Source organism: Microbacterium sp. NPDC089320 (assembly GCF_040684875.1).
GTDB lineage: Bacteria > Actinomycetota > Actinomycetes > Actinomycetales > Microbacteriaceae > Microbacterium.
This window is the reverse complement of sequence record NZ_JBFBGY010000001.1, coordinates 621118-643977: the sequence shown is the minus strand read 5'-3', so window position 1 is coordinate 643977 and position 22860 is coordinate 621118. Positions and strand designations below refer to the sequence as shown.

25 protein-coding genes are annotated in these 22860 nt (G+C 70.2%); 14 read left to right on the top strand and 11 right to left on the bottom strand.

From position 1 onward, the window contains the following. Positions 1-62: 62 nt before the first annotated feature. Together AB0N61_RS03240 and AB0N61_RS03235 are read left to right on the top strand one after the other, a co-directional pair. Complete coding sequence (locus AB0N61_RS03240; protein ID WP_363361664.1) at positions 63-1028, top strand: TIGR03885 family FMN-dependent LLM class oxidoreductase; 966 nt, start codon at positions 63-65, stop codon at positions 1026-1028. After that, positions 1025-2689, top strand: coding sequence for an alpha-amylase family protein (locus tag AB0N61_RS03235; protein WP_363361662.1), 1665 nt, complete (start codon positions 1025-1027; stop codon positions 2687-2689). Before AB0N61_RS03240 ends, AB0N61_RS03235 begins: the two co-directional genes overlap by 4 nt. A 49-nt stretch (positions 2690-2738) precedes the next feature. Here the strand turns inward: AB0N61_RS03235 and AB0N61_RS03230 are convergent, their stop codons facing one another. The 3 genes from AB0N61_RS03230 to AB0N61_RS03220 are packed head-to-tail and all read right to left on the bottom strand — an operon-like array spanning position 2739 to position 4609. Continuing rightward, on the bottom strand, positions 2739-3599 hold the full coding sequence (locus tag AB0N61_RS03230) for an ADP/ATP-dependent (S)-NAD(P)H-hydrate dehydratase (RefSeq protein WP_363361661.1): 861 nt from the start codon (positions 3597-3599) through the stop codon (positions 2739-2741). Then, positions 3583-4338: a histidine phosphatase family protein gene (locus AB0N61_RS03225; protein WP_363361659.1), complete on the bottom strand. Its 756-nt coding sequence runs from the start codon at positions 4336-4338 to the stop codon at positions 3583-3585. The genes AB0N61_RS03230 and AB0N61_RS03225 overlap by 17 nt, the downstream gene beginning before the upstream one ends. A 1-nt stretch (position 4339) precedes the next feature. Beyond that, the gene (locus AB0N61_RS03220; protein ID WP_363361657.1) at positions 4340-4609 is read right to left on the bottom strand and encodes a hypothetical protein; all 270 of its coding nucleotides are present in this window, start codon (positions 4607-4609) and stop codon (positions 4340-4342) included. Positions 4610-4718: 109 nt separating this feature from the next. Here AB0N61_RS03220 and AB0N61_RS03215 point away from each other — a divergent pair, with 109 nt between their 5' ends. Beyond that, entirely contained in the window at positions 4719-5105 is a 387-nt protein-coding gene (locus AB0N61_RS03215; RefSeq protein WP_363361655.1) for a hypothetical protein, read from the top strand. 17 nt (positions 5106-5122) lie between these two features. Then, positions 5123-5743, top strand: coding sequence for a cyclodeaminase/cyclohydrolase family protein (locus tag AB0N61_RS03210; protein ID WP_363361653.1), 621 nt, complete (start codon positions 5123-5125; stop codon positions 5741-5743). A gap of 32 nt (positions 5744-5775) precedes the next feature. Here AB0N61_RS03210 and AB0N61_RS03205 read toward each other — a convergent pair whose 3' ends face one another. Genes AB0N61_RS03205 through AB0N61_RS03190 form a run of 4 tightly spaced genes read right to left on the bottom strand, consistent with a single transcriptional unit; the run spans position 5776 to position 9858 of the window. Further along, positions 5776-6618, bottom strand: coding sequence for a galactosyltransferase-related protein (locus AB0N61_RS03205; protein WP_363361651.1), 843 nt, complete (start codon positions 6616-6618; stop codon positions 5776-5778). Beyond that, on the bottom strand, positions 6615-7625 hold the full coding sequence (locus AB0N61_RS03200; RefSeq protein WP_363361649.1) for a glycosyltransferase: 1011 nt from the start codon (positions 7623-7625) through the stop codon (positions 6615-6617). The genes AB0N61_RS03205 and AB0N61_RS03200 overlap by 4 nt, the downstream gene beginning before the upstream one ends. Beyond that, positions 7622-8761, bottom strand: a complete 1140-nt coding sequence (locus AB0N61_RS03195; RefSeq protein WP_363361647.1) for a glycosyltransferase — start codon at positions 8759-8761, stop codon at positions 7622-7624. The genes AB0N61_RS03200 and AB0N61_RS03195 overlap by 4 nt, the downstream gene beginning before the upstream one ends. Continuing rightward, complete coding sequence (locus AB0N61_RS03190) at positions 8758-9858, bottom strand: glycosyltransferase (RefSeq protein WP_363361645.1); 1101 nt, start codon at positions 9856-9858, stop codon at positions 8758-8760. Before AB0N61_RS03190 ends, AB0N61_RS03195 begins: the two co-directional genes overlap by 4 nt. A 136-nt stretch (positions 9859-9994) precedes the next feature. Here AB0N61_RS03190 and AB0N61_RS03185 point away from each other — a divergent pair, with 136 nt between their 5' ends. From AB0N61_RS03185 to AB0N61_RS03170, 4 genes are read left to right on the top strand one after another with little or no spacing between them, the layout of a single operon-like run. Further along, the gene (locus tag AB0N61_RS03185) at positions 9995-10873 is read left to right on the top strand and encodes a WcbI family polysaccharide biosynthesis putative acetyltransferase (protein WP_363361644.1); all 879 of its coding nucleotides are present in this window, start codon (positions 9995-9997) and stop codon (positions 10871-10873) included. Further along, entirely contained in the window at positions 10870-11844 is a 975-nt protein-coding gene (locus AB0N61_RS03180) for a hypothetical protein (RefSeq protein WP_363361642.1), read from the top strand. The genes AB0N61_RS03185 and AB0N61_RS03180 overlap by 4 nt, the downstream gene beginning before the upstream one ends. After that, positions 11838-13148, top strand: a complete 1311-nt coding sequence (locus AB0N61_RS03175) for a glycosyltransferase (protein ID WP_363361640.1) — start codon at positions 11838-11840, stop codon at positions 13146-13148. The genes AB0N61_RS03180 and AB0N61_RS03175 overlap by 7 nt, the downstream gene beginning before the upstream one ends. Before the next feature lie 10 nt (positions 13149-13158). Then, positions 13159-13452 (top strand): hypothetical protein, encoded by a 294-nt coding sequence (locus AB0N61_RS03170; RefSeq protein ID WP_363361638.1) that lies wholly within the window; start codon positions 13159-13161, stop codon positions 13450-13452. 10 nt (positions 13453-13462) lie between these two features. Here the strand turns inward: AB0N61_RS03170 and dinB are convergent, their stop codons facing one another. Together dinB and AB0N61_RS03160 are read right to left on the bottom strand one after the other, a co-directional pair. Beyond that, a complete protein-coding gene (gene dinB / locus AB0N61_RS03165; RefSeq protein WP_363361636.1) occupies positions 13463-14659 on the bottom strand; it encodes a DNA polymerase IV in 1197 nt (398 codons plus the stop codon). A 59-nt stretch (positions 14660-14718) separates the two neighbouring features. Further along, entirely contained in the window at positions 14719-15381 is a 663-nt protein-coding gene (locus tag AB0N61_RS03160) for a helix-turn-helix domain-containing protein (protein ID WP_363361634.1), read from the bottom strand. Between the two features lie 116 nt (positions 15382-15497). Between AB0N61_RS03160 and AB0N61_RS03155 the strand changes: the two genes are divergently transcribed. The 4 genes from AB0N61_RS03155 to AB0N61_RS03140 all read left to right on the top strand — a co-directional run bounded on the left by AB0N61_RS03155 (position 15498) and on the right by AB0N61_RS03140 (position 17701). Beyond that, positions 15498-15758, top strand: a complete 261-nt coding sequence (locus AB0N61_RS03155; RefSeq protein WP_167948634.1) for a DUF6458 family protein — start codon at positions 15498-15500, stop codon at positions 15756-15758. Between the two features lie 6 nt (positions 15759-15764). Continuing rightward, positions 15765-16439, top strand: a complete 675-nt coding sequence (locus AB0N61_RS03150) for a phosphatase PAP2 family protein (RefSeq protein WP_363361632.1) — start codon at positions 15765-15767, stop codon at positions 16437-16439. After that, positions 16436-17248 carry a DUF1206 domain-containing protein gene (locus AB0N61_RS03145; RefSeq protein WP_363361630.1) on the top strand — a complete coding sequence of 271 codons (813 nt, stop codon included), beginning with the start codon at positions 16436-16438 and terminating at the stop codon, positions 17246-17248. The genes AB0N61_RS03150 and AB0N61_RS03145 overlap by 4 nt, the downstream gene beginning before the upstream one ends. Positions 17249-17344: 96 nt before the next feature. After that, the gene (locus tag AB0N61_RS03140) at positions 17345-17701 is read left to right on the top strand and encodes a hypothetical protein (protein WP_363361628.1); all 357 of its coding nucleotides are present in this window, start codon (positions 17345-17347) and stop codon (positions 17699-17701) included. 25 nt (positions 17702-17726) lie between these two features. On the opposite strand, the gene AB0N61_RS03135 is transcribed toward AB0N61_RS03140, so the two are convergent. Then, positions 17727-18752 (bottom strand): zinc-dependent alcohol dehydrogenase family protein, encoded by a 1026-nt coding sequence (locus AB0N61_RS03135; protein WP_363362044.1) that lies wholly within the window; start codon positions 18750-18752, stop codon positions 17727-17729. Positions 18753-18790: 38 nt separating this feature from the next. Beyond that, on the bottom strand, positions 18791-20038 hold the full coding sequence (locus tag AB0N61_RS03130) for a multidrug effflux MFS transporter (protein WP_363361627.1): 1248 nt from the start codon (positions 20036-20038) through the stop codon (positions 18791-18793). A gap of 102 nt (positions 20039-20140) precedes the next feature. On the opposite strand from AB0N61_RS03130, the gene AB0N61_RS03125 reads away from it, so the two are divergent. Further along, positions 20141-21031, top strand: coding sequence for a helix-turn-helix transcriptional regulator (locus AB0N61_RS03125; RefSeq protein ID WP_363361625.1), 891 nt, complete (start codon positions 20141-20143; stop codon positions 21029-21031). Between the two features lie 106 nt (positions 21032-21137). Next, positions 21138-22859: an MDR family MFS transporter gene (locus AB0N61_RS03120; RefSeq protein ID WP_363361623.1), complete on the top strand. Its 1722-nt coding sequence runs from the start codon at positions 21138-21140 to the stop codon at positions 22857-22859. Position 22860: the final 1 nt, after the last annotated feature.

The following is a 22860-nucleotide window of genomic DNA, read 5'->3' as shown; positions in this document are numbered from 1 at the left end:
CAGACTCGCTGCGGAGTGTCCACCACTGCCGTCGCGCCGCGTTTCGTTGCCAGACTCGGCGCATGGTGTTCATCGGCTTCCATGCATCGCACGAGCAGATCCCACCGAGCGCCCTGCTCGACGCCGTGATCGCGGCGGAGCGCGCGGGCTTCGACGGGGCGATGTGCTCCGACCACCTGGCGCCGTGGACCACGGCTCAGGGCGAGTCGGGCTTCGCCCTGAGCTGGATCGCCGCCGCACTCGCGCGCACCCGCTTCTCGATCGGCATGGTCAACGCTCCGGGTCAGCGGTATCACCCGGTGATGATCGCGCAGGCGTTCGCCACTCTCGAGGAGATGTTCCCCGGCCGCGTCTGGGCGGCGATGGGCAGCGGAGAGGCGGTCAACGAGCACGTGACGGGCGAAGGGTGGCCCGACAAGAGCATCCGCAACGAACGTCTGCGTGAGAGCGTCGACGTGATCCGTCGACTCATCGAGGGCGAGGAGGTCGAGCACGACGGCCTCGTGCGCGTGCATCGGGCGCGGGTGTGGAGTCGACCGGCGGAACCGCCGCCGCTCTTCGCGACAGCCGTGAGCGCCGAGACCGCGGGGTGGGCGGCATCCTGGGCGCAGGGCCTTGCGACCGTCGCCCAGGAACCCGCCGCACTGCAGCGCGTGGTCGATGCCTACCGAGGTGCAGGGGGCACGGGGCCGTGCATCCTGCAGATCCATCTCAGCCTCGCCGAGAGCGATGACGCGGCATTCGCGATCGCGCGCGAGCAGTGGCGCAACGGGCTGCTGGCGCCTCCGGTCACCTGGGACCTGGAGCAGCCCGAGGACTTCGAGGCGGCGCTGGTCGGGCTCGACGAGGAGGGGCTGCGCGACGCGGTCCTGATCGACCACGACGCGACCGCGCTCGCCGACCGCATCGCCGAGCTGGCGCAGATCGGATTCGACCGCGTCTATCTGCATCACGTCGGCGCCGAGCAGTCGCGATACCTCGACGCGGCCGCGTCCGACCTCATCCCGGCTCTGAAGGAGCGACTGTGAAGATCACCGACACGAGCGACCTGTGGTGGAAGACCGCGGTGATCTACTGCCTCGACGTCGAGACGTTCCTCGACTCGAACGGCGACGGCGTCGGCGATCTGCAGGGACTCGCTCAACGGATCGACTACCTCTCGCAGCTCGGCGTGACCTGCCTGTGGCTGATGCCCTTCTATCCGACGCCCGACCGCGACGACGGCTACGACGTCAGCGACTTCTACGGCATCGACTCGCGCCTGGGCACCCACGGCGACTTCGTCGAGGTCGTCCGCACCGCGCGGGACCGAGGGATGCGGGTCATCGTCGACCTGGTCGTCAATCACACCTCCGACCGGCATCCGTGGTTCCTCGCCGCCAAACGCAGCATCGACTCGCCCTATCGCGACTACTACGTCTGGCGAGACGACGCACCCCCCAAGGGGCAGAAGAACGCCGTCTTCCCGGGGCAGGCGAACGGCATCTGGGGCAAGGACGAGAAGTCGGGGCAGTGGTATCAGCACAGCTTCTATGAGCATCAGCCCGACCTGAACATCGCCAACCCCCGGGTGCGCGACGAGATCGCGAAGGTCATCGGCTTCTGGCTGCAGCTGGGCATCTCAGGCTTCCGGGTCGACGCGGTGCCGTTCCTCCTCGAGATCCCCGAGGGGGCGGGCATCCCCGAGCCGCACGATCTGCTGCGCGACATGCGCCGGTTCCTCCAGCGCCGGTCGAGCGAGGCGATCCTGCTCGGCGAGGTCAACCTGCCGTACGACGAGCAGGTGCAGTACTTCGGCGGCGACGACGAAGACGAGCTCACCATGCAGTTCGACTTCGTGGGGATGCAGTCGCTGTACCTGTCGCTCGCCCGCAAGGACCCCGCTCCGCTGATCGAGGCTCTTCAGGCCCGCCCCGGCCTCGGAGCGGAGGTGCAGTGGGCCAACTTCCTGCGCAACCACGACGAGCTGACTCTCGACAAACTCAGCGACAGCGAGCGACAGGAAGTGTTCGACGCCTTCGCTCCCGACGAGCGTCAGCGCGTGTTCGGGCGCGGCATCACCCGACGCCTGCCGCCGATGCTCGAGGGCGACCCTCGCCGCATCCGCATGGCCTACAGCCTGCTCTTCACCCTGCCGGGCACCCCGGTGCTCTTCTACGGCGAGGAGATCGGCATGGGCGAGAACATCGAGATCCCCGGCCGCGAGGCGGTCCGGACGCCGATGCAGTGGTCGGTCGATCGCAACGGCGGGTTCTCGGATGCCGCGCCCCGCCGCCTCGTGGCTCGTCCGCCGTCCGACGGATACGCGCCGGAGCACGTCAACGTCGCCGCGCAGCTCGACGACCGGGGGTCGATGCTGCACTTCATCCGCGCTCTGACGACGAGTTACCGGACCTCGCCCGAACTCGGGTGGGGCACGTTCGACGTGATCGACCAGCCAGCCCGGTCGCTTCTCGCGCACTCGCTCACGGCCGATGTGGGCAGGATGATCGCCCTGCACAACTTCGCCGAGGTGCCGGTCACCACCTCGTTCCGCCTGGATTCCGAACCCGACGGCACGCGGCTCATCGACCTCCTCGAGCCCTCGCATGTCACGCTCGGGCCGAACGGGGAGGTGGAACTGGAGGTGCCGGCATACGGGTACCGCTGGCTTCGGGTCTCACGGCCGGGCGACGGCAGGATCACCTGACCCCCGGAGGCCGGGGGAGGACCTGACCCTCGGAGGCCGGGGGAGGACCTCAGTCCTCGGTGCCGAGAGCAGGCGAGGCCTCGAGCACCGCGGCGGGAAGCTCGCGCGCGAGTTCGCGGGCGAGGTACCCGAGCCCCATGCGCTCGGCGAGCCGGTCGCCCGCGCGGGCGTGGGCCCAGGCTCCCCAGACGGCTGCGCGTTCCGGAGCGATCCCGCGAGCGGCGAAACCCGTGATGGCGCCGGCGACCACGTCTCCCGATCCCGCCGTGCCGAGCCCGGGGCCGCCGTCGTCGAGGCGCCAGACCTCGCCAGAGGGCGACACCACGGCCGAGTAGCAGTGGATCACGGCATCGAGCTCCCGCGCGAGTTGCGGCAGATCCGCGAAGAGGTCGTCGACGGGTCGGCCGAGCAGCAGCTCGGCCTCGTCGAGGTTGGCGTTGACGATCAGGGACGTCGGAAGATCCGCGCGCGGCACGTCTCGCAGAGCCCCGACGGCGAAGGCATCGACCACGAGGCAGGAGATGTCGAGGTCGGCGAGCCGCCGCAGCCAGACGGTGGAGTGCTCGGGGTCGTCCAGACCGGGACCGACCAGCACCGCATCCGCTCCCTCGATCGCGTCGCGCAGGTCGTCCGACACCGGCTCGTCCGAAGGGGGTGACTCGTAGGCTCCGGCCTCGGGGAAGCCGATGCGCACCACGTCGACGATCGAGGCGTCGGTGGTCACCGCGACCTTGCCCGCTCCGATGCGCAGCGCGGCCTCGCCGGCCAGCACGACAGCGCCGGCCGACAGGGGCGAGCCGCCGATGATCATCGCCGTCCCCCGCGACTTCTTCGATTCGCCCGGGTCGGGGAGACCCCATCCGTGCAGCAGATGCGGGGTGACCCTGGTCGCCTCACTCGGGGCGGGCATCGGGGCTCCCCGGGTGCACGGTGATGTCGGCTCCGAGCGCGGCGAGGTGACTCACGTCCGAGAAGTCGACGAGCCGCCACTGCTGGTTCTCGAGGCGCAGCCGCGTCACCGACGCGTTGAGCACCGTGTTCGTCGAGGCGAACTGCATCAGCCGCGTCTCGTCCATGCCGGTCAGCAGCGCGATCAGCAGCATCACGACCGCATCGTGCGCGACGACGAGGCCCACACCCGCGTCGTCGGCCAGCGCGTCTCGCAGGAACGACCGCAGGCGCAGCGACACGTCGGCCCACGACTCGCCTCCGGGCGGCCGGTGGTAGTACTTGCCCAGCCGCGCCCGGCGATCGGCCTCTTCGGGATGCCGGGCGGCCACGCCCCACCGCGTCAGCAGATCGAGGATTCCGAGTTCTCGGTCGCGCAGCCGTTCGTCGGTGAGCACGCGCTCGACCCGCGCGACATGCTCCGTGCCCGCGACGCCCTCCATGCCGGCGACGTGCTCCATGCTCAGGGCGAACGTCTGCTGCGCCCGCAGGTAGGGCGACACCCAGGCGACCTGCGGAGTGACAGGGCCCTCGTTCAGCGCTGCCGACAGGGCGCGCGCCTGCTCAGCGCCGGTGGCCGACAGCGGCACATCGGCGTCTCGGGTCGCGAGATCGATCACTTCTGCACGGGTGGCCTCGGCGGCCGTCGCGGCGACGTTGCCGACGCTCTCACCGTGCCTGACCAGCCACAGCTCCTGCACGTCACAACTCCCAATCGTCGAACGGGAGGTCCCACGCGCCGCGGTCCTGCTCGGCGCGTGCGGCGTCCTGCGCGCGTCCGGGGCCGTCGACGGAGATCACGACACGCGTGGTGGGGCGGATGAGCACGCTGATGCTGCGCTCTTCGCCCGACAGGGTGACGAAGGTCGGCGCGGCGGAGGCGGCGGCCTCGATCTCATCCATCACCTGCCGCAGAGGTCGATCGTCGCTCAGCACGAAGTTCCGGCCGTCGATCTCGATGCTCGTGCTCACCGTGCGCTCCTCCCTCTCGTGTCGGCGACGTTAGGCGATCGAGGCGCGTGTGCCGAGGGGCTTGCGTCCGAGGCCGACGAGGGTTAACCGGACTCTCTACGATGAGATCATGCAGACCCTCGACACCCTCGCTCTCGTCGGCGAGGTGCTCTCGTGGGTCGGGCTCGGCCTCGGTCTGCCGATGCTGCTGATCGCCTTCCTCATCCGGACCATCGAGGGGCCGTGGCTGCCCGCCGAGATCGCGATCATCGAGCGCGACGGTGTGCTGCTCGCCCGCTGGTTCGCGGGGGGAGATTTCCATGAGAGACCGCTGAGCGGGGGCGAGTCGGCGGAGGTCGGCTGGGCCGACGGAGTGGTCAGTGCGAACAATCCGTCCCATGCACGGGTCGGGGAGCCGCCGCACACGAGACGCGTCATCCGCACCCTGGGAATCGTCTTCGCCGGCGTCGGGTTCGTGGGACTCGTGGTGTCGCTGCTCCCTCTGCTCGTGTCCTAGCTCGTAGGGTGACGCTCATGCAGGACTCCGCCGACATCCCCGCGTCCACCCCGATGGACGACTGGTTCGACGCTCTGAGCCGCCCCACCGGTTCGCCCGGCGGAGGGTCCGCGTCGGGGGTGATGCTCGCGATCGCCGCCTCGCTCATGAGCATGGTCGGCGGGTACTCCGACGATGACCCTCGGGCGTCGCAGTGCGTCGATCGGCTCGCCCGTCGGCGTGCCGAGGCGCTGCGGGCTGTCGAGGCGGACGGTGTCGTCTCCGCGAGCTTCGGGGCTGCCCTCGCCCTGCCGACCGACGACGCCTCGCGTGACGAGCGCGTGCGCGAAGCCGCCGTCGAGGCCGCTCGGTCGGCAGCGGTGGTGGGTGCCATCGGGGTGCGGATGCTGCGCGACGTCGCGGTGCTCGTCGACGCGGGCAACCCGCACATCGCGGTCGATCTCGCCGTGGCCGCAGAGGCACTGCGTGCCGGACTCGCGGGGGCGTCGATGAACGTCCGCGCGAATCTGCAGATCGCGCGGCGCCACGGATCATCGGATGCCGAGGTCGCCGACCTCGGTGCCGAGAGCGAGCGCATGGCGGATGCCGCGCGAGAGGTCGCGCTCATCGTCGAGGAGCTGTCCTCGCGACTCGACTGACCGGCCTCGTCGCCGGGCCGCGGTCGCCCGTCTCAGCGACGGGGCGTGCTCGCGCGATCGACGCGGCGGAAGCCCTCGCCGTGGGGTTCGACCGCACCGGCCTCGACGAAGCTGTCTATCCAGCCGCGCATCGGCCATTCGCCCCAGCGCTCGGCGAACAGGGCACCGTTGCGCAGGATGTCGTCGAGGTGGCGCCACGGCGGAGAGCCCGCGGGGTGCCACTGGTGATAGGCGTGCGCACCGCCGACCCATCGCAGCCCGATGTCTCGCGATCGTGCGCGACGCCCCAGGTCGGTGTCTTCGGCGCCATAGCCCTCGTACACCTCGTCGAATCCGCCGAGGCGCGTCCAGGCATCGGGGGTCACCGCGAACGAGAGCGACCAGAAGAGATCGAACTCGTCATCGGTCGCCGGCACGACGGCATCCCCCTCGGGCAGCGGACGAGCGGGATGCGGACGCGTCAGGATGCTGAGGTCGCGCGACGTCGACGGGCGCTGCACGCTGTGCAGATAGGTCACGGGTCCGCAGAGGAGGTCGTGCGGGTGGGCGCGTGCCGCATCGACATACCGCTCGATGAGCCTCGGCCCCGGCAGGCAGTCGACGTCGAGGAACACCAGCAGGTCGACGTCGTGAGTCAGCGCGAGCGAGGCGGCGGCGTTGCGCGCCGCGCCGACGCGCATGCCGTGGTCGCCCGGCGGCACGTGCACGAACAGGCCGGGGGGCGGCACCGGCGGGGCGTCCGCGTCGAGCCACGCCTCGATGCGGACGACCTCGAGCCCCGCCGTGCCCACCTCATCGAGGAACCGCCGCTGACGCTGCAGATGGTCGAGACGATTGATCGACGCCGGGGTGATGACGGCGACGCGGACGATCATCGGGACACCTCCTCGATCGCGGCGGCCGCCCGGGCGGCAGCGCCGTCGACCTGCCACGCGTGCCAGCGCGGAGGGGTGTCGGCTGCTCGCCGGATGCCGTCCACCACCTGAGAGGGCGTCGCGTCGACCGGAAGGCTCTGAGCGAACCCCCGTTCGGCGAGCACGCGGGCCATGTCCTCCTGCTCGCGGAACGGCCGCTCCTGGGCGATCACGACGGCGCGGGCATCGGCGGCCGCGAGGTCGGCGATGCTGTTCTGACCTGCCGCGCTGACGACGACCGTGGCGCGGCACAGCAGCGGCCAGACGTCGTCGACCCGATCGTCTCCGTTCGCGCCGGCGCTCTCGACGACCCACCCGTCAGCCCGGAGAAGCTCGATCGCCTCGGCGAGCCGGTCGGAATCGAGGGCGCGGCCGAGGAACAGCACGCGGCGCGCGTGATCGTCGCCCGCGGCGACTCGGGCTCGGCCGTCGTAGCGCGACACTCCGCCGAGCGGCCGCACCTGCTCGCGGCCCGCGAGCGCGGTCGCCTCGATCGTTCCCTGCGGCCACGGCGTCAGGATGCGGTCGGCGAGGTCGTATCCCAGCCGGTGGGGGGCGTCGGTGCGCCCGCCGGGTTGCGCGAAGAGGATCGTCGGCACGCCCATCAGACGGGCGAGCATCGCGATCTCGACGCTCACATCGACGACGAAGGCCGCGGTCGGGTGCACAGCCACCCACTCCGCGATCGCGGACAGGCGAGCCTGGTGCCCCGGATGCCCGACGGGTGCCCAGTGCAGGGTGCCGTTCGCCGTGACGTCGCCGAGCTCGTGCGCCTCCCGGCGCACTCCGTCGGGCCCGACGACCGCGTCGGAGTCGGACGGCAGCTGCACCCACGTCGTCCGCGGTGGCGAGGACTCGGGCTCTGGCAGGCTCGAGAACACCGTCACCTCGTCGTCGAGATGCGGGCGGATCGCCTGCATCCGCGTCAGGTGGCCCCACCCGTGATGGTGCACGTACCAGGCGATCATGCTCCGACCGCCTCGACGAGCTCGGTGTCGGGCATCGCGCTCTGAGCGGCGATCGTGAGCACCCGCTCGATCTCGCGGTGTCGTTGTTCGAGCGAATGGCGTGCCGCGGCGGCATCTCGCACATCCTGGCGCGACAGTCCACTCCGCGACTGCTCGACCAGGCCCGTCGCGGCGTGCGCGAGGGACTCGGTGTCGGCGGCCGGCACGACGGCGGTGCCGGGGATTCCGGCGAGCACCTCGCTGGTCCCACCCGAGTCGAACGCGGCGACGGGCGTGCCGGTCATGAGCGCCTCGGCCATCACCAGCCCGAACGGTTCCGACCACACCGGCGTGACCAGAGCGACCGACGACGCCCCGACGAGCCCGGCCAGCTCCGGCTGTCGCAGAGCGCCGACGTAGTCGATGCCACGGCCGAGGCGCGGGCGCACCTCGCGTTCGAAGTACGCGGCGTCGCCCACGCGGCCCGCGAGCTTCAGACGCGCGCCTGCGCGTCGAGCGGCGTCGATGGCGAGATGAGGTGCCTTCTCGGGCACGATCCGACCGAACCACACCCAGTCCGCTCCGCCCGCGCCCAGCCTCCACTGCGCGGTGTCGACGCCGTTCGTGAACACGAAGGCTTCGACGCCCTCGGTCGACCACGCACGCGCGGTGTACTGGCTGACCGCGAGGAATCGATGCGGCGACGAGCCGTCGAGCGCGTTCGAGGCGATCACCATGTCGGCGAGGGGAGGTGTGTGCAGCGTCGTCACGACGGGGACCCCGACATCACGGCTCCACAGGATCGGATCGCCGTGCAGGCTGTGGTTGTCGACGACATCGACGCGGGTCTCCGCATCGTCGAGTCGATCACGCACCCGGGCGAAGGCGTCGGTCATGCGGCGGCGGTGCCCCTCGGGGAAGTCGGTGTCGGACGCATCCCGAGCCCGAAGCCACCGAGGACTCGGCAGGTGCAGCTCGGTGTCGTCGTCGAGGAAATCCGAGCCCTCCGCCGCGCACAGCTCCACGTGGTGGCCCCGGCTGCGCAGCCATCGCACGCGGTTCCAGACCACGGCCTCCAGGCCGCCGGCGTGCGGTTGGCGCAGGGGATGACGTTCGGGGGCCACGATCAGCACCCGCAGCTTCTCGCGACCGATCATGCGCCGACCTCCTCGGTGATGTGTGCACACGCCTCGGCATACAGGCGCGCGTGGGCGGTGCGGATCGTCTGCCGCTCGGCCACCCGCTCCGACCGGCGGGTCGCCATCTCCGACCTGCGTGACGCATCCGGCGCGCGTGTCACCGCCTCGACCAGCGTCCGCGCGTCGTCGAGCTCGACGACGAAGAAGTCGTCCGGATGCTGCGACCTGATGTGGCCCACGTCGGTGCCGGCAACAGAAACCCCCAGGTCGTAGCAGAGCTCCACCCACCCCGAGTGGGAGCCGTGCAGGTACGGCAGGACGAAGAGGTCGAGTCCGCCGATCCAGGCGTCGATGTCCGCGTCGCTCAGACGCGGCGTGCGCCGCACGTGCACCGACGGGTGGTCGTGCGCCGCAGCGATCACGCGGGCTGCCGTCTCGTCATCTCGCGTGTGCTCGTTGAGCAGGATGTCGAACTCGACGGCCCGACCGTCCTGCGCGAGCTGTCCCGCTGCGTCGATGGCCGTGCGCACTGCACCCTCGGCGTCGATGTTGGGGCGAAGGTCGCGCAGGTGGATGCCGACCCGCACGGTCCCGTCGTCCGCGCCGTCGATCGTGGGCGCGGCGTCGAGCAGCGTGGGGTGAGCGAGCACCGTGCTGCGCCGGTGCCACCGCCGTTCGATCTCGTCGGCCGCGGTCGCCGTGAGCGTGACGAGGTGATCGGCCGACGGGACGATCACATCGAGGAGCTCTCGGTACGGACCCTGGTCGACCAGCTGGGGGTTCTCGAGATCGTGCACGGTGTACACGACGGGGCGGCCCAGCCGGTGCGCGGTCTCCAGCGCCTCGCGGAGCTCGTCGGGTGAGAAGGATTCCAGACCGAAGTGCACGTGCAGCACATCGAACTCGTCCGCATGCGAGACCAGCCACTGCGGAGTGAGAGCCACCGGAGGCCACCAGACGTCCGCGGGCGCACCCGGAACGGGAGGGTCGGGGAGGACCTGCACTCGTTGCGTGTCGGCGATGGCGCGCACGTAGGGGTGACTTGCGGGGATCGCGGCGATGCGGATGAGGGCGGGTTCGGTGACGATGTGGTTCTCCGTTGGCGGACAGAGCATCGACGTGCGGGGTCGCGATGGCGGGGGTGACCGCACAGCAAACGGGGGCGCACGACTGATGCGATCGAAGGGGTACGTTCGAATGATGAGCCCTGATCCCGAAGTGCGCACGGGCATTGCGCCAGACGGCTCTCTGGTGCTAGCGCGTCAGAGGCACTACGCCGAGTTCTTCGGGCTCGCGCCGCTTCCCGAACTATTCGGCCTCGTCGTCGGCAACTGCCAGGCCGAATCTCTGCGCATGGTCATGGATGCGCCGGAGCACCGTTTCGTGCGCATCCCCGCCGTGCACGAGATGACCGCGGCCGACGCCACGCGCCTGCACGAGCTCGCCGGCCTCGCCGACGTCGTCGTCAGCCAGCCGATCCGCGACGACTATCGCGGTCTGCCGCTGGGGACGCGGCAGATCGCCGCGACCACCGACGCTCGCGTGCTGACCGTGCCTCCGGTGCGCTTCGCGGGGCTGCACCCGTTCCAGTCCGCGTTCCGCGTGCCCGGGGTCGAGGCGGATCCGCCTGTCGTGGCGTACCACGACGTGCGCACGCTCGCCGCCGCCGCCGGCATCCCCGTGGTCCCCGCGCTCGCGCCCGCCGAGGTGCGGGCGGTGGGGCAGATGTCGGTCGACACGCTGCGCGAGCGCGAGCAGAAGGCCGATGTGGCCGTCTCCGACCTGTTCGACTCCGTCACGGCGGATCACATGCGCACCGTCAACCATCCTGGCAACGCGGTGTGGATGCCGTTGGGCGCCCGCATTCTCGAGGCGCTCGGCCACACCGGCGGCCCGACCGGCCCCGGCCGGCCGCTGTTGAACTCGGTGCGCGCGCCGGTGGAACCCGAGGTCGTCGAGGCCTGGGGGCTGGCCGACGAGCCGAGCGCTCACTGGATCCTCGACGGGGTGGCGGTCGACGACGCCGAGGTGCGCGCCGCCCACCTCGAGTGGTACGCCGACCACCCGGAGTTCGTCGACGCCGCCGTGACACGTCTCGCGCCCCTCCTCGACGTCTGGCGGGCATCGTGAGCGCCGCCCCGCGGCTGCTCGTGCACCCGGGAACCCATGGCGTCGCGATGTACGGGCGGGAGATGGCAGAGGCTGTCCGAGCGACGGATCCGTCGATCGAGATCGTGGACGCAGACCAGCGGGATGCGGCGGATCGCGGTGCCCCGCTGCATGTGCACTTCACCGACCGCCTCTGGGGTCGCTCTCCCGAGGAGGCGTCCCAGGCGTTCGTCGCGCTCGCCGCCGGCCGCGCGGTGAGCGTCACCCTGCATGACGTGCCCCAGGCGTCCGACGGCGAGCGGAACCTGCCGCGTCGGCGAGCCGCCTACGCGGCCGTGGCGGAGGCGGCGCGAGGCGTGGCGGTCAACAGCGAGCACGAGCGTGCGCTGCTGGGCGAAGAGCGCGTGTGGACGGGGCCGGCGGTCAGCATCCCGCTTCCGGTCGAGCTCCAGCCTGACGCGCCGCGGCCGCCGGCGGACGGCTCGATCGGGGTGCTCGGCTACTTCTATCCGGGCAAGGGGCATGACGAGGCGGCCAGGGCGGCCGAGGCCGCCGGCATCACGAGGATGACGGTTCTCGGTCGCGCGTCCGACGGCCACGCCGCAGAGCTCGAGGAGTTCGTCCGTCGCGCCGCCGCGCGGGGAGTCGACGTCGAGGTCACGGGCTGGCTCGACGACCACGAGATCGCCCGGCGAGGACGCGCCGTGTCGGTGCCGGTGATCGCTCATCGACATGTGTCGGCGTCGGGGTCCCTCGCATCATGGATCGGCTGGGGGCGACGGCCCGTGGCGGTGCGCAACCGCTACATGGACGAGATGGCGGCCCTGCGCCCCGGGACCCTGCAGACCGTCGACGAATCGGAGCTGGCCGTCGCGGCGCGTGCGGCGATCGAACGACCCGAGACGACCTGGCACGGGCTGACACGGCTGCCGATGTCGTGGCCCGACGCGGCCGAGGCGTACGTGGAGTGGTGGGGCGGTCTGGCGTGGTGACGCCGCGTCCGTGGGTCGTCGGCAACCGGTGGGACTCGCTCGACGGCGTCTACCCGCAGGTCCTTCCCAGGGTGTCGGTGATCGTGGCCCACTACGAGCAGCCCGGTGAACTGGCCCGCACACTGTCGGCCCTGTCGATGCAGGACTATCCGTCCGAGCTCCTCGAGATCATCGTCGCCGACGACGGGTCCTCCGGCGATGTCAGCGTGCCACCGGGGGTGATCCTCGTGCGTCAGGACGACCGGGGCTTCCGCCTCGCCGCCGCTCGCAATCTCGGTGTGCGGGCGAGCACCGGCGACGTGCTCTGCTTCCTCGATGCCGACACGGCCCCCGAACCCGGGTACGTGCGAGCCCTCACCCGTCTTCCCGCGCTGCTTCCCGAGGCCGTCACGGTGGGGCGCCGCCGGCACGCCGACTTCTCGGGCATCCATGCGCAGACGCCCGTCATCGAGGCCGTGGTGGGCCGCGAGCTGCCGGAGCCGGCGTGGCTCACGCAGGAGTATGCACGCAGCCGTGACCTCCTCGACGCCGACGACCGGTCGTACCGATTCGTCATCGGCGCGGTCATCGCCTGCTCGCGTCGCCTGTTCGACGAGACCGGCGGGTTCGACGAGTCGTTCTCGGCCTATGGCGGGGAGGACTGGGAGTGGGCGCATCGGATGTGGCAGGCCGGAGCCGTGCTCGCGCACGTCCCCTCTGCCGTGGCGTGGCACGACGGACCCGAGTGGGCGGAGCGCAGCGGCTCGGGACTCGAGCGCGCGAACGCCCAGACCCTGCGACTGGTCTCGTCGATCCCGGTCGGCGGCTCGGCTCCGCGCGGGCTGCTGTCGCGAGCCCCCGACCTCGTCGTCCGGCTGCGCGGGACGCACACGCGCGAGGCGCTGTTCATCGCGGTGGATTCGATCCTGGCCGCGTTCCCGCGCGCGCACGTGGTCCTCGACGCGGAGGCCGCACTCGACGTCGACGACCCGCGCGTCGTGATCGGGGGCGACGCACCGGACGCGAGAGTGCTCTGGGAGCTCGACCGGCCGGTCGTGGTTCTCGAGCCGGCATGGATCGCGGAACAGGTGGCGGGCATCGGCGCCGGCGACGTCGGCACCGTCGATCTCGTCGACGTAGACGGCTCGTCCCTGGGTGTGCTGCGGTCGCGACGAGCGCTCCGGCGCGCCGCGCGCTGGGGCACGGCGGAGGGCTTCGACACCGTGAGCGTCCGGGCGGACGGCGTGCATGCGGTGCGCCCCGACCCGCGGGTGGAGGCATGGGTCGGAGGGTGGGGCGGTCGCAACCAGTTCGGCTCAGCGTAGTGTTCTCCTCATGGGGAAACTGGAGTACAACAGCTCGCGGCCGGCGATCGAGATCGAGGACGTGACTCTGGCTCACGTCAAGATCGTGATCGGCACGAAGCTGCGCCGCAATGAGAGCTTCATGATGACCTGGCTCGCACGGCCCGAGGCGACATCCGGTCGCATGACCATCTGGGTGCACCCCAGCATTCCGTTGATCCTCGAATTCGACGATCCGGCGATGCCGTCGATCGACCCGAAACGGGTCGCTCACATGATGGATCAGCTGAACTCGCGCGGCGAGCTCATGCTCGATCAGCTCTGACCCGGAACCCTCATTCGTGCTCGGGGAGCACCGGACTCGACCACCCGGGATCGCGCCCGAGCTGCACAGCACGCGAGACGGATGAGGCGCCGAAACGGTCGCGCAGCGTGTCGAGCACCGAGTCGAGCCGCTGCTCGTCGCCCCAGTCGATGGGCAGTTCGGGCTGCGCGTTCTCGGCGCGGTCGAGCTGCGACAGTGAGACCCCGATGAGGGTGATGCCCCGCTTCTCGATCTCGGGCCATGCCGTGGTGAGCAGGGTCCTCGCGACGTCGAGCAGGATGGCCGTGCGGTCGGTCGGCGCACGAAGAGAGTGCGATCGGGTCGCCTTCGCGAAGTCTCCATAGCGAAGGCGCAGCACGACCGTCCGGCACACGCGCTCGCCGTCACGCAGACGGCGGGCGAGTCGATCGATGATCTGGGTGAGGAACAGATCCAGCTCTTCGGCCGTGCGCGTTCGCGAGCCGAGGGCGCGCTGCGATCCGATCGAGCCGCGGCGCCGGGTCGTGTCGACCGGGCGCGGGTCGCGCAGGCGGGCGAGGGCGTGCAGGTGGGCGCCGGCCGCCCTGCCCAGCATCCGCTCGGCCGTCGCCGCCTCGAGTTCGGCGAGCTGGCCCACGGTGTGCACGCCGTAGCGGTGCAGCTTCTCGGCCGTCACCGCGCCGACGCCCCACAGGCGCTCGACCGGCAGGGGGAGGAGGAACTGCTCCTCGCGGTCGGGCTCGACCACGAGCAGTCCGTCGGGCTTGCTGACCGCACTGGCGACCTTGGCGAGGAACTTGGTGCGGGCGACGCCGACCGAGATGGCGAGGCCGACCTCGGCGCGCACCCGCTCGCGCAGCCGCACCGCGACCTCTTCGGGGGTGCCGACGATGCGCCTGAGCCCGCCCACCTCGAGAAAGGCCTCGTCGATCGAGAGCCCCTCCACGAGCGGGGTCGTGTCGCGGAAGATCGCGAACACGTCTCTGCTGGCTGCCGAGTAGGCCTCCATGCGGGGCGGCACGACGACCGCATCCGGGCACAGCTCGAGCGCCTGGCGGCCGCCCATCGCGGTGCGCACGCCGCGAGCCTTGGCCTGGTAGCTCGCCGCCAGCACCACCCCGCCGCCGACGATGACCGGCCGGCCGCGCAGCGCGGGCGCATCGCGCTGCTCGACCGAGGCGTAGAACGCGTCGAGGTCGGCGTGCAGCACGGTGGCTTCGCCCCGCATCGTGTTCTCCCGTCGACGTGCAGATCGTCGCACGGGCCGGGGACATCGGCTGAGGCCCGTCAGGCTGCGATCAGTCGAGACGAGAGAGCGCGGATCCTCTGGCAGAGCGAATCGAAGGCGCTGTCGAAAGCGGCGGCGGTGCCGATCCTGGCGGGATCCCGCACCGACCAGTGCAGGTCGTCGCCCGTCGACATCCGCTCGTGGGCGTCGTCGCACACCGTGATCACCAGGTCATCGTCGGTGCGCACCTCGTCGACGTGGCGCGGTGGCCGGGCGGGATCGATCATGAGCCCGTGACGTTCGGCCGTCGCCAGCGCCTCGGGGTTCACTGCGGCGGCGGGCTGGGTGCCGGCGGATGCCACATCGATCGCGCTCACATCGCGCCAGATGACCTCGGCGAGCTGCGATCGGGCCGAGTTCGCGGTGCACACGAACAGCACGCGACCCGGGGGAGTGACGCTCGGCGGCGCGAGCGTGTCGAACACCTCGGGCCGGAGACCGATGTAGCTGCGTCTCCTGTCGAACTCCGATCGCGTACGCGTGATGATGCGAGCGGACTCGAGGACGCCGAGGTGGTGGGAGATCAGGTTCGACCTGAGGTCGAGCGTCGAGCCGATCTCCGATGACGAGAGGTCGCCGAGGGTGAGCAGGTCGACGATGCGCAGGCGCGTCTGATCGGCGAGTGCGGCGAAGATCGCCACGCGGCGTTCGAGATCAGTCATCGTTCCCATCCATATCACGCGGTTCCGGACGTGTCCACGGGTATTGACTCAATCCCGGTTGACCATATTCTGGTCGTCGCGAGACCGCGGACGCGGCCTCGGAGAGGAATGGACATATGGGCATCGGCAGCGGCATCGCGCTCTTCGTCATCGGAGCGATCCTCGTCTTCGCACTCAACATCGACACCGGCGGCTACGTCGATCTCGATCTGATCGGCTACATCCTCATGGGCGCAGGAGTCGTCGTGTTCCTGATCAGCCTCGTTCTCGTGATGCGCAGCCGTCGCACCGAGACCATCGACCGCACCGCCGTCGACCCGGCGACCGGCGACCGCGTGACCCGTCGCAGCATGCGCGACAACGAGCCCCTCGCCTGAGGACGCGTGCCTGAGGTGCAGCGCGGCACCGGCGCGATCGTCGCCGGTCTCGCAGCGACGCTCGCCTTCGTGCTGCTGCGGGCCGTGGTGGCTCTCGGCGGACATGAGCCGCTCGCCATCGACGTCTGGTGGCACGACCTCATGGTCTCGCTGACCAGCGACATCTGGGTCGTGGTCGCCTGGGTCCCGGCGGTGGTCGGTGGCACCATCGGCATGATCGTCCTGGGCGCCGTGCTGATCGCGGCGCTCGTCTGGCGTGGTCGGCGGTGGGATGCTGCGACGCTCGCGATCGCGATGGTCGCCGTCGTGGCGATCGGCGCGACGATGGCGGCGGTGATCGGGCGAACGCGTCCCGCGGACTCCCTCGCCGAGAGCGTCGCGACCTCCTTCCCGTCCGGGCACACCGCCGTCGCCACGACGGTCGTCGTCGTGCTCGCACTCGTGCTCCGTCGCCGATGGGTCTGGGTCGTGGGCATCGCGTGGGTGCTCCTCATGATGTGGAGCCGCACCTACCTGCATGCGCACTGGCTCAGCGACGTCGTCGCAGGCATGCTCGAGGGCGTCGCCGTCGCCACCTTCGTCTGGGGCTGCATGGAGGCGATCCGCGCGCGTCGCCTCGCGTCCGCGACCTCCGCATCCGACATCTCCGAAGAACCGATCGAAAGCACCGTGAACCCATGAACACACGCGACTCGGCCGCCTCCACCGCGAGGGCGGCCCAGGACTCGACCGTCTTCCGCGTCCTCGCGCGCGTGGGCTATGTCGTTCTCGGCATCCTGCACATCCTCATCGGGGGCATCGCGATCTCGATCGCCACCGGCGGCGGCTCGGAGAACGCCGACCAGGGCGGTGCCATGGAGCAGATCCAGAAGTCGCCGGCGGGGGTGTTCCTGCTGTGGCTGATCGTGCTCGGCCTGCTCGCGCTCGCGATCTGGCAGATCGCCGAGGCCGTCGTCGAGCGGGATCCCGACGCGAAGAAGAAGTGGGCGCACCGCGCGAAGTTCCTCGGCACGGCCGCCGCCTATCTGGCGATCGGCGCGACGGCGCTGATCTATGCGCTCGGCGGCCACTCGCAGTCGTCCGAATCGTCCCAGTCGTTCAGCGCGAAGCTGCTCGCGGTGCCGGCCGGTGTCGTGCTGCTCGTGCTCGTCGGGCTCGGAGTGGCCGCTGTCGGCATCGCGTTCATCGTCCGAGGCGTCACCCGTGCGTTCATGAAGCATCTCTCGGTCCCGTCCGGAAAAGCGCGTTCGGGCATCGCCGCCTTCGGAACGGCGGGCTATGTCGCCAAGGGGATCGCCGTGGGAGTCGCCGGTGTGCTCTTCGTCATCGCGGCGCTCACGCACGACCCCGAGAAGGCCGGGGGTCTGGACTCGGCGCTGCGCAGTCTGGCCGGATTGCCGTTCGGTGCCGTGATCCTCTGGGTGGTCGGTGCCGGCCTCGCCCTGTACGGCCTGTTCTGCTTCGCCCGCGCCCGTTACGCGCGGATGTGACGCGACCCGCTCCCGACGAGGCGCGAGCGCCTACCGAACCGTGTGTCGCCGCGCAACCCTGCCCGGCGAATCGATCCGGTCGGCCAGGATGGACCCATGAAGATCGTCTCGTATGCAGGGCAGCAGCTGGTGACCACGGATGACGTGGCGGATTCTCTCGTGACTCTCGCCGCAGCAGTGGCCAAAGAGGGCGAGGCGGACGCCGTCGAGATCCCCATCCTCGTCGACGGACGCGAGGACTGTGCCGACCTGGTGATCGGCGTCGGGAACGACCTGCTGGTCGGACCGCACGAGTTCGAGGACCGCGAGCCCGACTTCAGCGAGCACGCGGCGAAGCTGCAGGCGCATCGCCTCTACCCGGACTCTCGGGACTCCGGCGAGTCCGCCGGGCAGGGCGACTGGTACGTCGACGTGGATCTCGACCTCGACGGCTCCGCCGCGAACATGCGCTGATCGCGAGCACATCCGCGCGTTCTGATCAGTCGGTGGTGAGCAGCACCTTCGTGGCGCGACGCTGATCCATCGCCTCGTAGCCCTCGGCCGCCCGCTCGAGGGGCAGCGTCAGGTCGAAGACGACACCCGGGTCGATCTGATCGGTCATGATGAGGTCGATCAGCTCGGGCAGGAACCGACGCACCGGCGCCGGCCCGCCCAGAATGCTCACGGTCGAGAAGAACAGGTCGAGTCCGTCGAGTTCGACGCCGTGGCTCACTCCCACGAACCCGACGTGTCCACCGGGGCGGGTGGCGTGGATGGCCTGCATCATCGATTCCTGCGTGCCGACGGCCTCGACGGTGGAGTGGGCGCCGTACCCTCCCGTGAGCTCCTTGATCTTCGCGACGCCTTCGTCGCCGCGCTCCTCGACGATGTCGGTGGCCCCGAACGTCGTCGCGAGCGCCTGACGATCGGCATGGCGCGACATAGCGATGACACGCTCGGCTCCGAGCTGCCGGGCCGCGAGGATCGCGAGCAGGCCGACGGCGCCGTCTCCGACCACCGCCACGGTCTTGCCCGGCCCTGCCTCGGCGGCGACGGCGGCGAACCAGCCGGTGCCCAGCACGTCGGATGCCGCGAGCAGGCTGCGGGTCTGCGCCGGGGTGGGCTGGCCCTCGACGGCGACGAGGGTGCCGTCGGCGAGGGGGATGCGGGCGTATTCGGACTGGGTGCCGACGCCGCCCATCATGACCTGGTGGATGCAGCGCGACTGAAATCCCGCCTGGCAGATCTCGCAGGCGTTGTCGGATGCGACGAACGACCCCACGACGAGGTCGCCGACCGTGATGTCGCTGACCTCGTCGCCGATCTCCTCGACGACGCCGATGTACTCATGACCCATCGGAGTCGGGTGCGTCACCGGCTCGATGCCGCGGTAGGGCCACAGATCGGAGCCGCAGATGCAGGTGGCGGTGACGCGGATGACGGCGTCCGTCGGCTCGATGATCGAGGCGCGGGGGATCTCCTCGACGCGGACGTCCCCGGGGGCGTGCATGACGACGGCGCGCATGGTGTCGGTGCTGGTGTCTGTGCTCATGATGTTCTCTTTCAGTGCGGGAGGGCGGTGGATGAGGTCGGGAGCGGAGACGATTCCGGGACAGTGCGCCCCCGTGCGGAGGCGACAGGTAGAAGGGCGATGGCGGCGAGCAGGGTCGCGACGATGGTGACGACACCGAGCGGCAGGATGCTCATCGCTCCGGCGACGCCGACGAGCGGAGCGGCGACGCCCCCGAAGCCGAACCGCACCATTCCCAGCAGCGACGATGCGGTTCCGGCGATCTGCGGGTATCCGACCAGGGCGAGGGTCGCCGCCGGGGGCGACGAGATGGAGACGCCGGCAGCGAGCGCGAACAGCGACGCGAGCACTACCCACAGCGGCATCGGCACGATTCCTGCGGCGAGCAGACCGAGTGCTCCGACCGCTGCGGTACCGACGCCGATCGCGAGTGCGGCGTGCACGTGTCCCCGTTCGGAGAAGCGTCCGGCCAGGTGACCGAAGACCATGAATCCCGCCGAGTTCGCGCCGAAGGCGAGGGCGTATCCGAGCGGTGAGAGGCCGTAGATGTCCTGCAGCACGAAGGTCGCGCCCGAAAGGTAGGCGAAGAGCGCGGCATACATCAGCCCCTGGTTCAGAACTGCGCCGACGAAGACGCGGTCTCTGAGGAGCGTCCGGTAGTAGCTCACGGTGCGGCCCATCCCGCCCGTCGTCCGTGCCTCGGCCGGCAGCGTCTCACCGAATCGCACGAGCACGATGCTGAGGATCGCCGCGCCGATCATCGCGAGGAAGACGAACAGTCCCCGCCAGTCGATGATCGTGTTGAGGAGGCCTCCGAGCAGTGGGCCGACGATCGCCGCGAAGCCGCCGACCACGGTGAGTCGAGCGTAGAAGCGGATGAGTTCGCCGCCCGAGAAGGCGTCGCGGCCGGCCGCTTGGGCGATCACGATGCCGACGCCGCCGGCGAGCCCCTGGACGAACCGCGCGGCGACGAGCAGCTCGATCGTCGGACTGATCGCGCACAGCATCGACGTCAGGACGTATGCCACGATGCCGACGAGCAGGATGCCGCGGCGGCCGTATCGATCGGACACCGGACCGGCGATCAACTGACCGGCCGCGAGACCGACGAGGCAGGCGGTCACGGTGAGCTGTGCGACGGAGGTGGCCGCGCTGAGTTCTGCCGTGAGCGCCGGAAGGGCGGGCAGATACAGGTCCATCGAGATCGGCCCGAAGACTGTCAGCAGGAGCAGCAGGGCGGGGAGCATCCGGTCGACGGATGGGCGGGCTGCGGTCGTCATGATGTCCACTGTGCGCCTGCCGGATGCCCGGAGGGAGTCCCTGTCGAGGGGTGTACTGCGAGAGCCTCCCTCCGGGGCGCTGGCGGGGGTAGCGTCCTGAGCATGGACAACAGATCCGAGGTCCGCGAGTTCCTCATGAGTCGGCGTGCGCGCGTCGCGCCCGAGTCGGTGGGCATCCCGGCCGGCGGGAACCGGCGGGTCGCCGGTCTGCGACGCAGCGAGGCCGCCGCGCTCGCCGGAGTCAGCGTCGAGTACTACGCGAAGCTCGAACGCGGCGCCATCGCCGGCGCCTCGGCCGCCGTGCTCGACGCGCTGGCGTCCGCCCTGCAGCTCGACGACGCCGAGCGCGCGCATCTGCTCGATCTCGCACGCGCCGCCGACGGCATACCGTCGAGCGGTCGCTCGCGCCGCCGAGCAGCGAAGCCCGCGGCCGCTCGACCGAGTCTGCAGTGGGCGCTGTCGTCGATCACCGACGCGATCGCGTTCGTCCGCGATCCCCGCCAGAACCTGGTCGCGACGAACGATCTCGCGCGTGCCTTCTATTCGCCGGTGATCGGTGACGGCGGCCGCACCCCGAACCTCGCCCGCTTCCAGTTCCTCGATCCGGCGGCGCGCGACTTCTATCCCGACTGGGACCTCTTCGCCGAGATGTGCGTCGCGATCATGCGAGCCGAAGCCGGGCGCGACCCGCACGACAAGGGGCTGCAGGATCTCGTGGGCGAGCTGTCGACGCGCAGCGAGACGTTCCGTCGGCTGTGGGCGGCGCACGACGTGCGCATCCACGGCGCCGGGACGAAGCGGTTCCGGCATCCGCTCGTCGGAGAGCTGACCCTGGCCTACGAGGAGCTCGCGATCACCGCCGAGCCGGGCAACGTGCTGCTGATCTACTCGGCCGAGCCGGGCTCGCCCTCGGCCGAGCGTCTCGCGCTGCTCGCATCGTGGTCTCTGCAGCAGGGTGTCGTCGAGTCGACTCGGGACGGGAGCCGAGGCTAGGCGACGCCCCGCCGACAGATGGTTGCTCCCGGTCTACAGTTGCACTTTCGCAACCAATAGGCGTATAGTTGACTCTTATCAACTTTCTACACAGGAGCTCTCCACTGTGACTCACATCTCACCCACCTCTCACGGCGACGCGGTCCGCTCGCCACGCGAGGTCTTCACCGCGATCTCCGGTCTCGTCGTCGGCATGTTCGTCGCCGTGCTCTCGGGCACCGTGGTGTCGACCTCGATGCCCGTCATCATCGCCGACCTCGGCGGCACCCAGTCGCAGTACACCTGGGTCATCACGGCCAGCCTCCTGGCCACCGCCGTCTCGACCCCCATCTGGGGCAAGCTCGCCGACCTGGTCGATCGCAAGATCCTCGTGCAGCTCTCGCTGATCATCTTCACGGTCGGCACGGTGATCGCCGGCTTCTCGACCGACACCAACATGCTGATCGCCGTCCGCGTGATCCAGGGCATCGGCGTCGGCGGACTCATGTCGCTCGTCATGATCGCGGTCGCCCTCATCATCTCGCCGCGCGAGCGCGGCAAGTACATGGGCGTCGTCGGCGGCATCATGGCCCTCGGCACCATCGGCGGTCCGCTGCTCGGCGGACTCCTCACCGACGTGTGGGGCTGGCGCTCCAACTTCTTCGTCGGCGTGCCCTTCGCGATCCTCGCCCTCGTGCTGCTGCAGTTCACGCTGCACCTGCCCAAGCCCCAGCGAGACCGCAAGGTCTCGATCGACTACTTCGGCATCGTGCTTCTCGCCGTCGGCGTCTCGACCCTGCTCATCTGGGTGTCGATGGGCGGCAGCCAGTTCGACTGGGACTCCTCGACGAGCATCATGCTCGCGGTCACCGCAGGCGTCGCGATCGCCGCGTTCATCACGGTCGAGTTCTTCGTCAAGGAACCGATCGTGCCGATGTCGCTGTTCCGCAACCGCACCTTCACCCTGTCGGTCATCGCCTCGATCGCCATCGGCGTCTCGATGTTCGCGACCTCGGTGTTCCTGGCCCAGTACTTCCAGCTCGCACGCGGCGCCACACCCACCGAGTCGGGTCTCATGACGATCCCGATGATCGTGGGTCAGATGGGCGCGTCGATCATCATCGGCCAGCTCGTCAGCCGCTTCGGCAAGTGGAAGGGCTGGATGCTCACGGGCGCCATGCTGACCACGGTCGGCGTCAGCCTGATGGCCACGCTGCGCTACGACACCCCGTTCCCGCTCGTCGCGACCTACATGTTCGTGCTCGGCGCAGGCCTCGGCATGGTCATGCAGAACCTCACCCTCATCGTGCAGAACGACACCGCGCCGCAGCAGCTGGGCGCCGCCTCGTCGAACGTCAACTTCTTCCGCACGATCGCCGGCACCATCGGTGTGACGGTCATGGGCGCCTCGCTGTCGACCAGCGTCGCGAACTACATCACCGATGCGCTCGACGGCTTCACGCCGACGACTCCCGAAGAGGTCGACGCCCTCACGCACCTCGCCTCGGGCGACGTGCCCAAGGTCTCACAGCTGCCCGACACGATCCGCGCGATCGTCGAAGGCGCCTACGGCCACGGCATCGCCGATGCGTTCATCATCGCCATCCCGCTCGCGGTGATCGCCATCATCGCGATCGCGTTCATCAAGAACAAGCCGCTGTCGACGAAGAACGCTGCCGAGCAGCTGCGCGAGCAGGCCGAGGAATCGGTTCTCGAGGTCTCCGAGGCAGAGGTCGGCGCCAGCATGTCGACCGGAGCGATCCGCATCTCCGGCACCGAGTCCGCATCCCCCACGACCGGCTCGGTGACGACCGTGCTCGAGCGCGACGAGCGGGAGTCGGGGCGCTGAG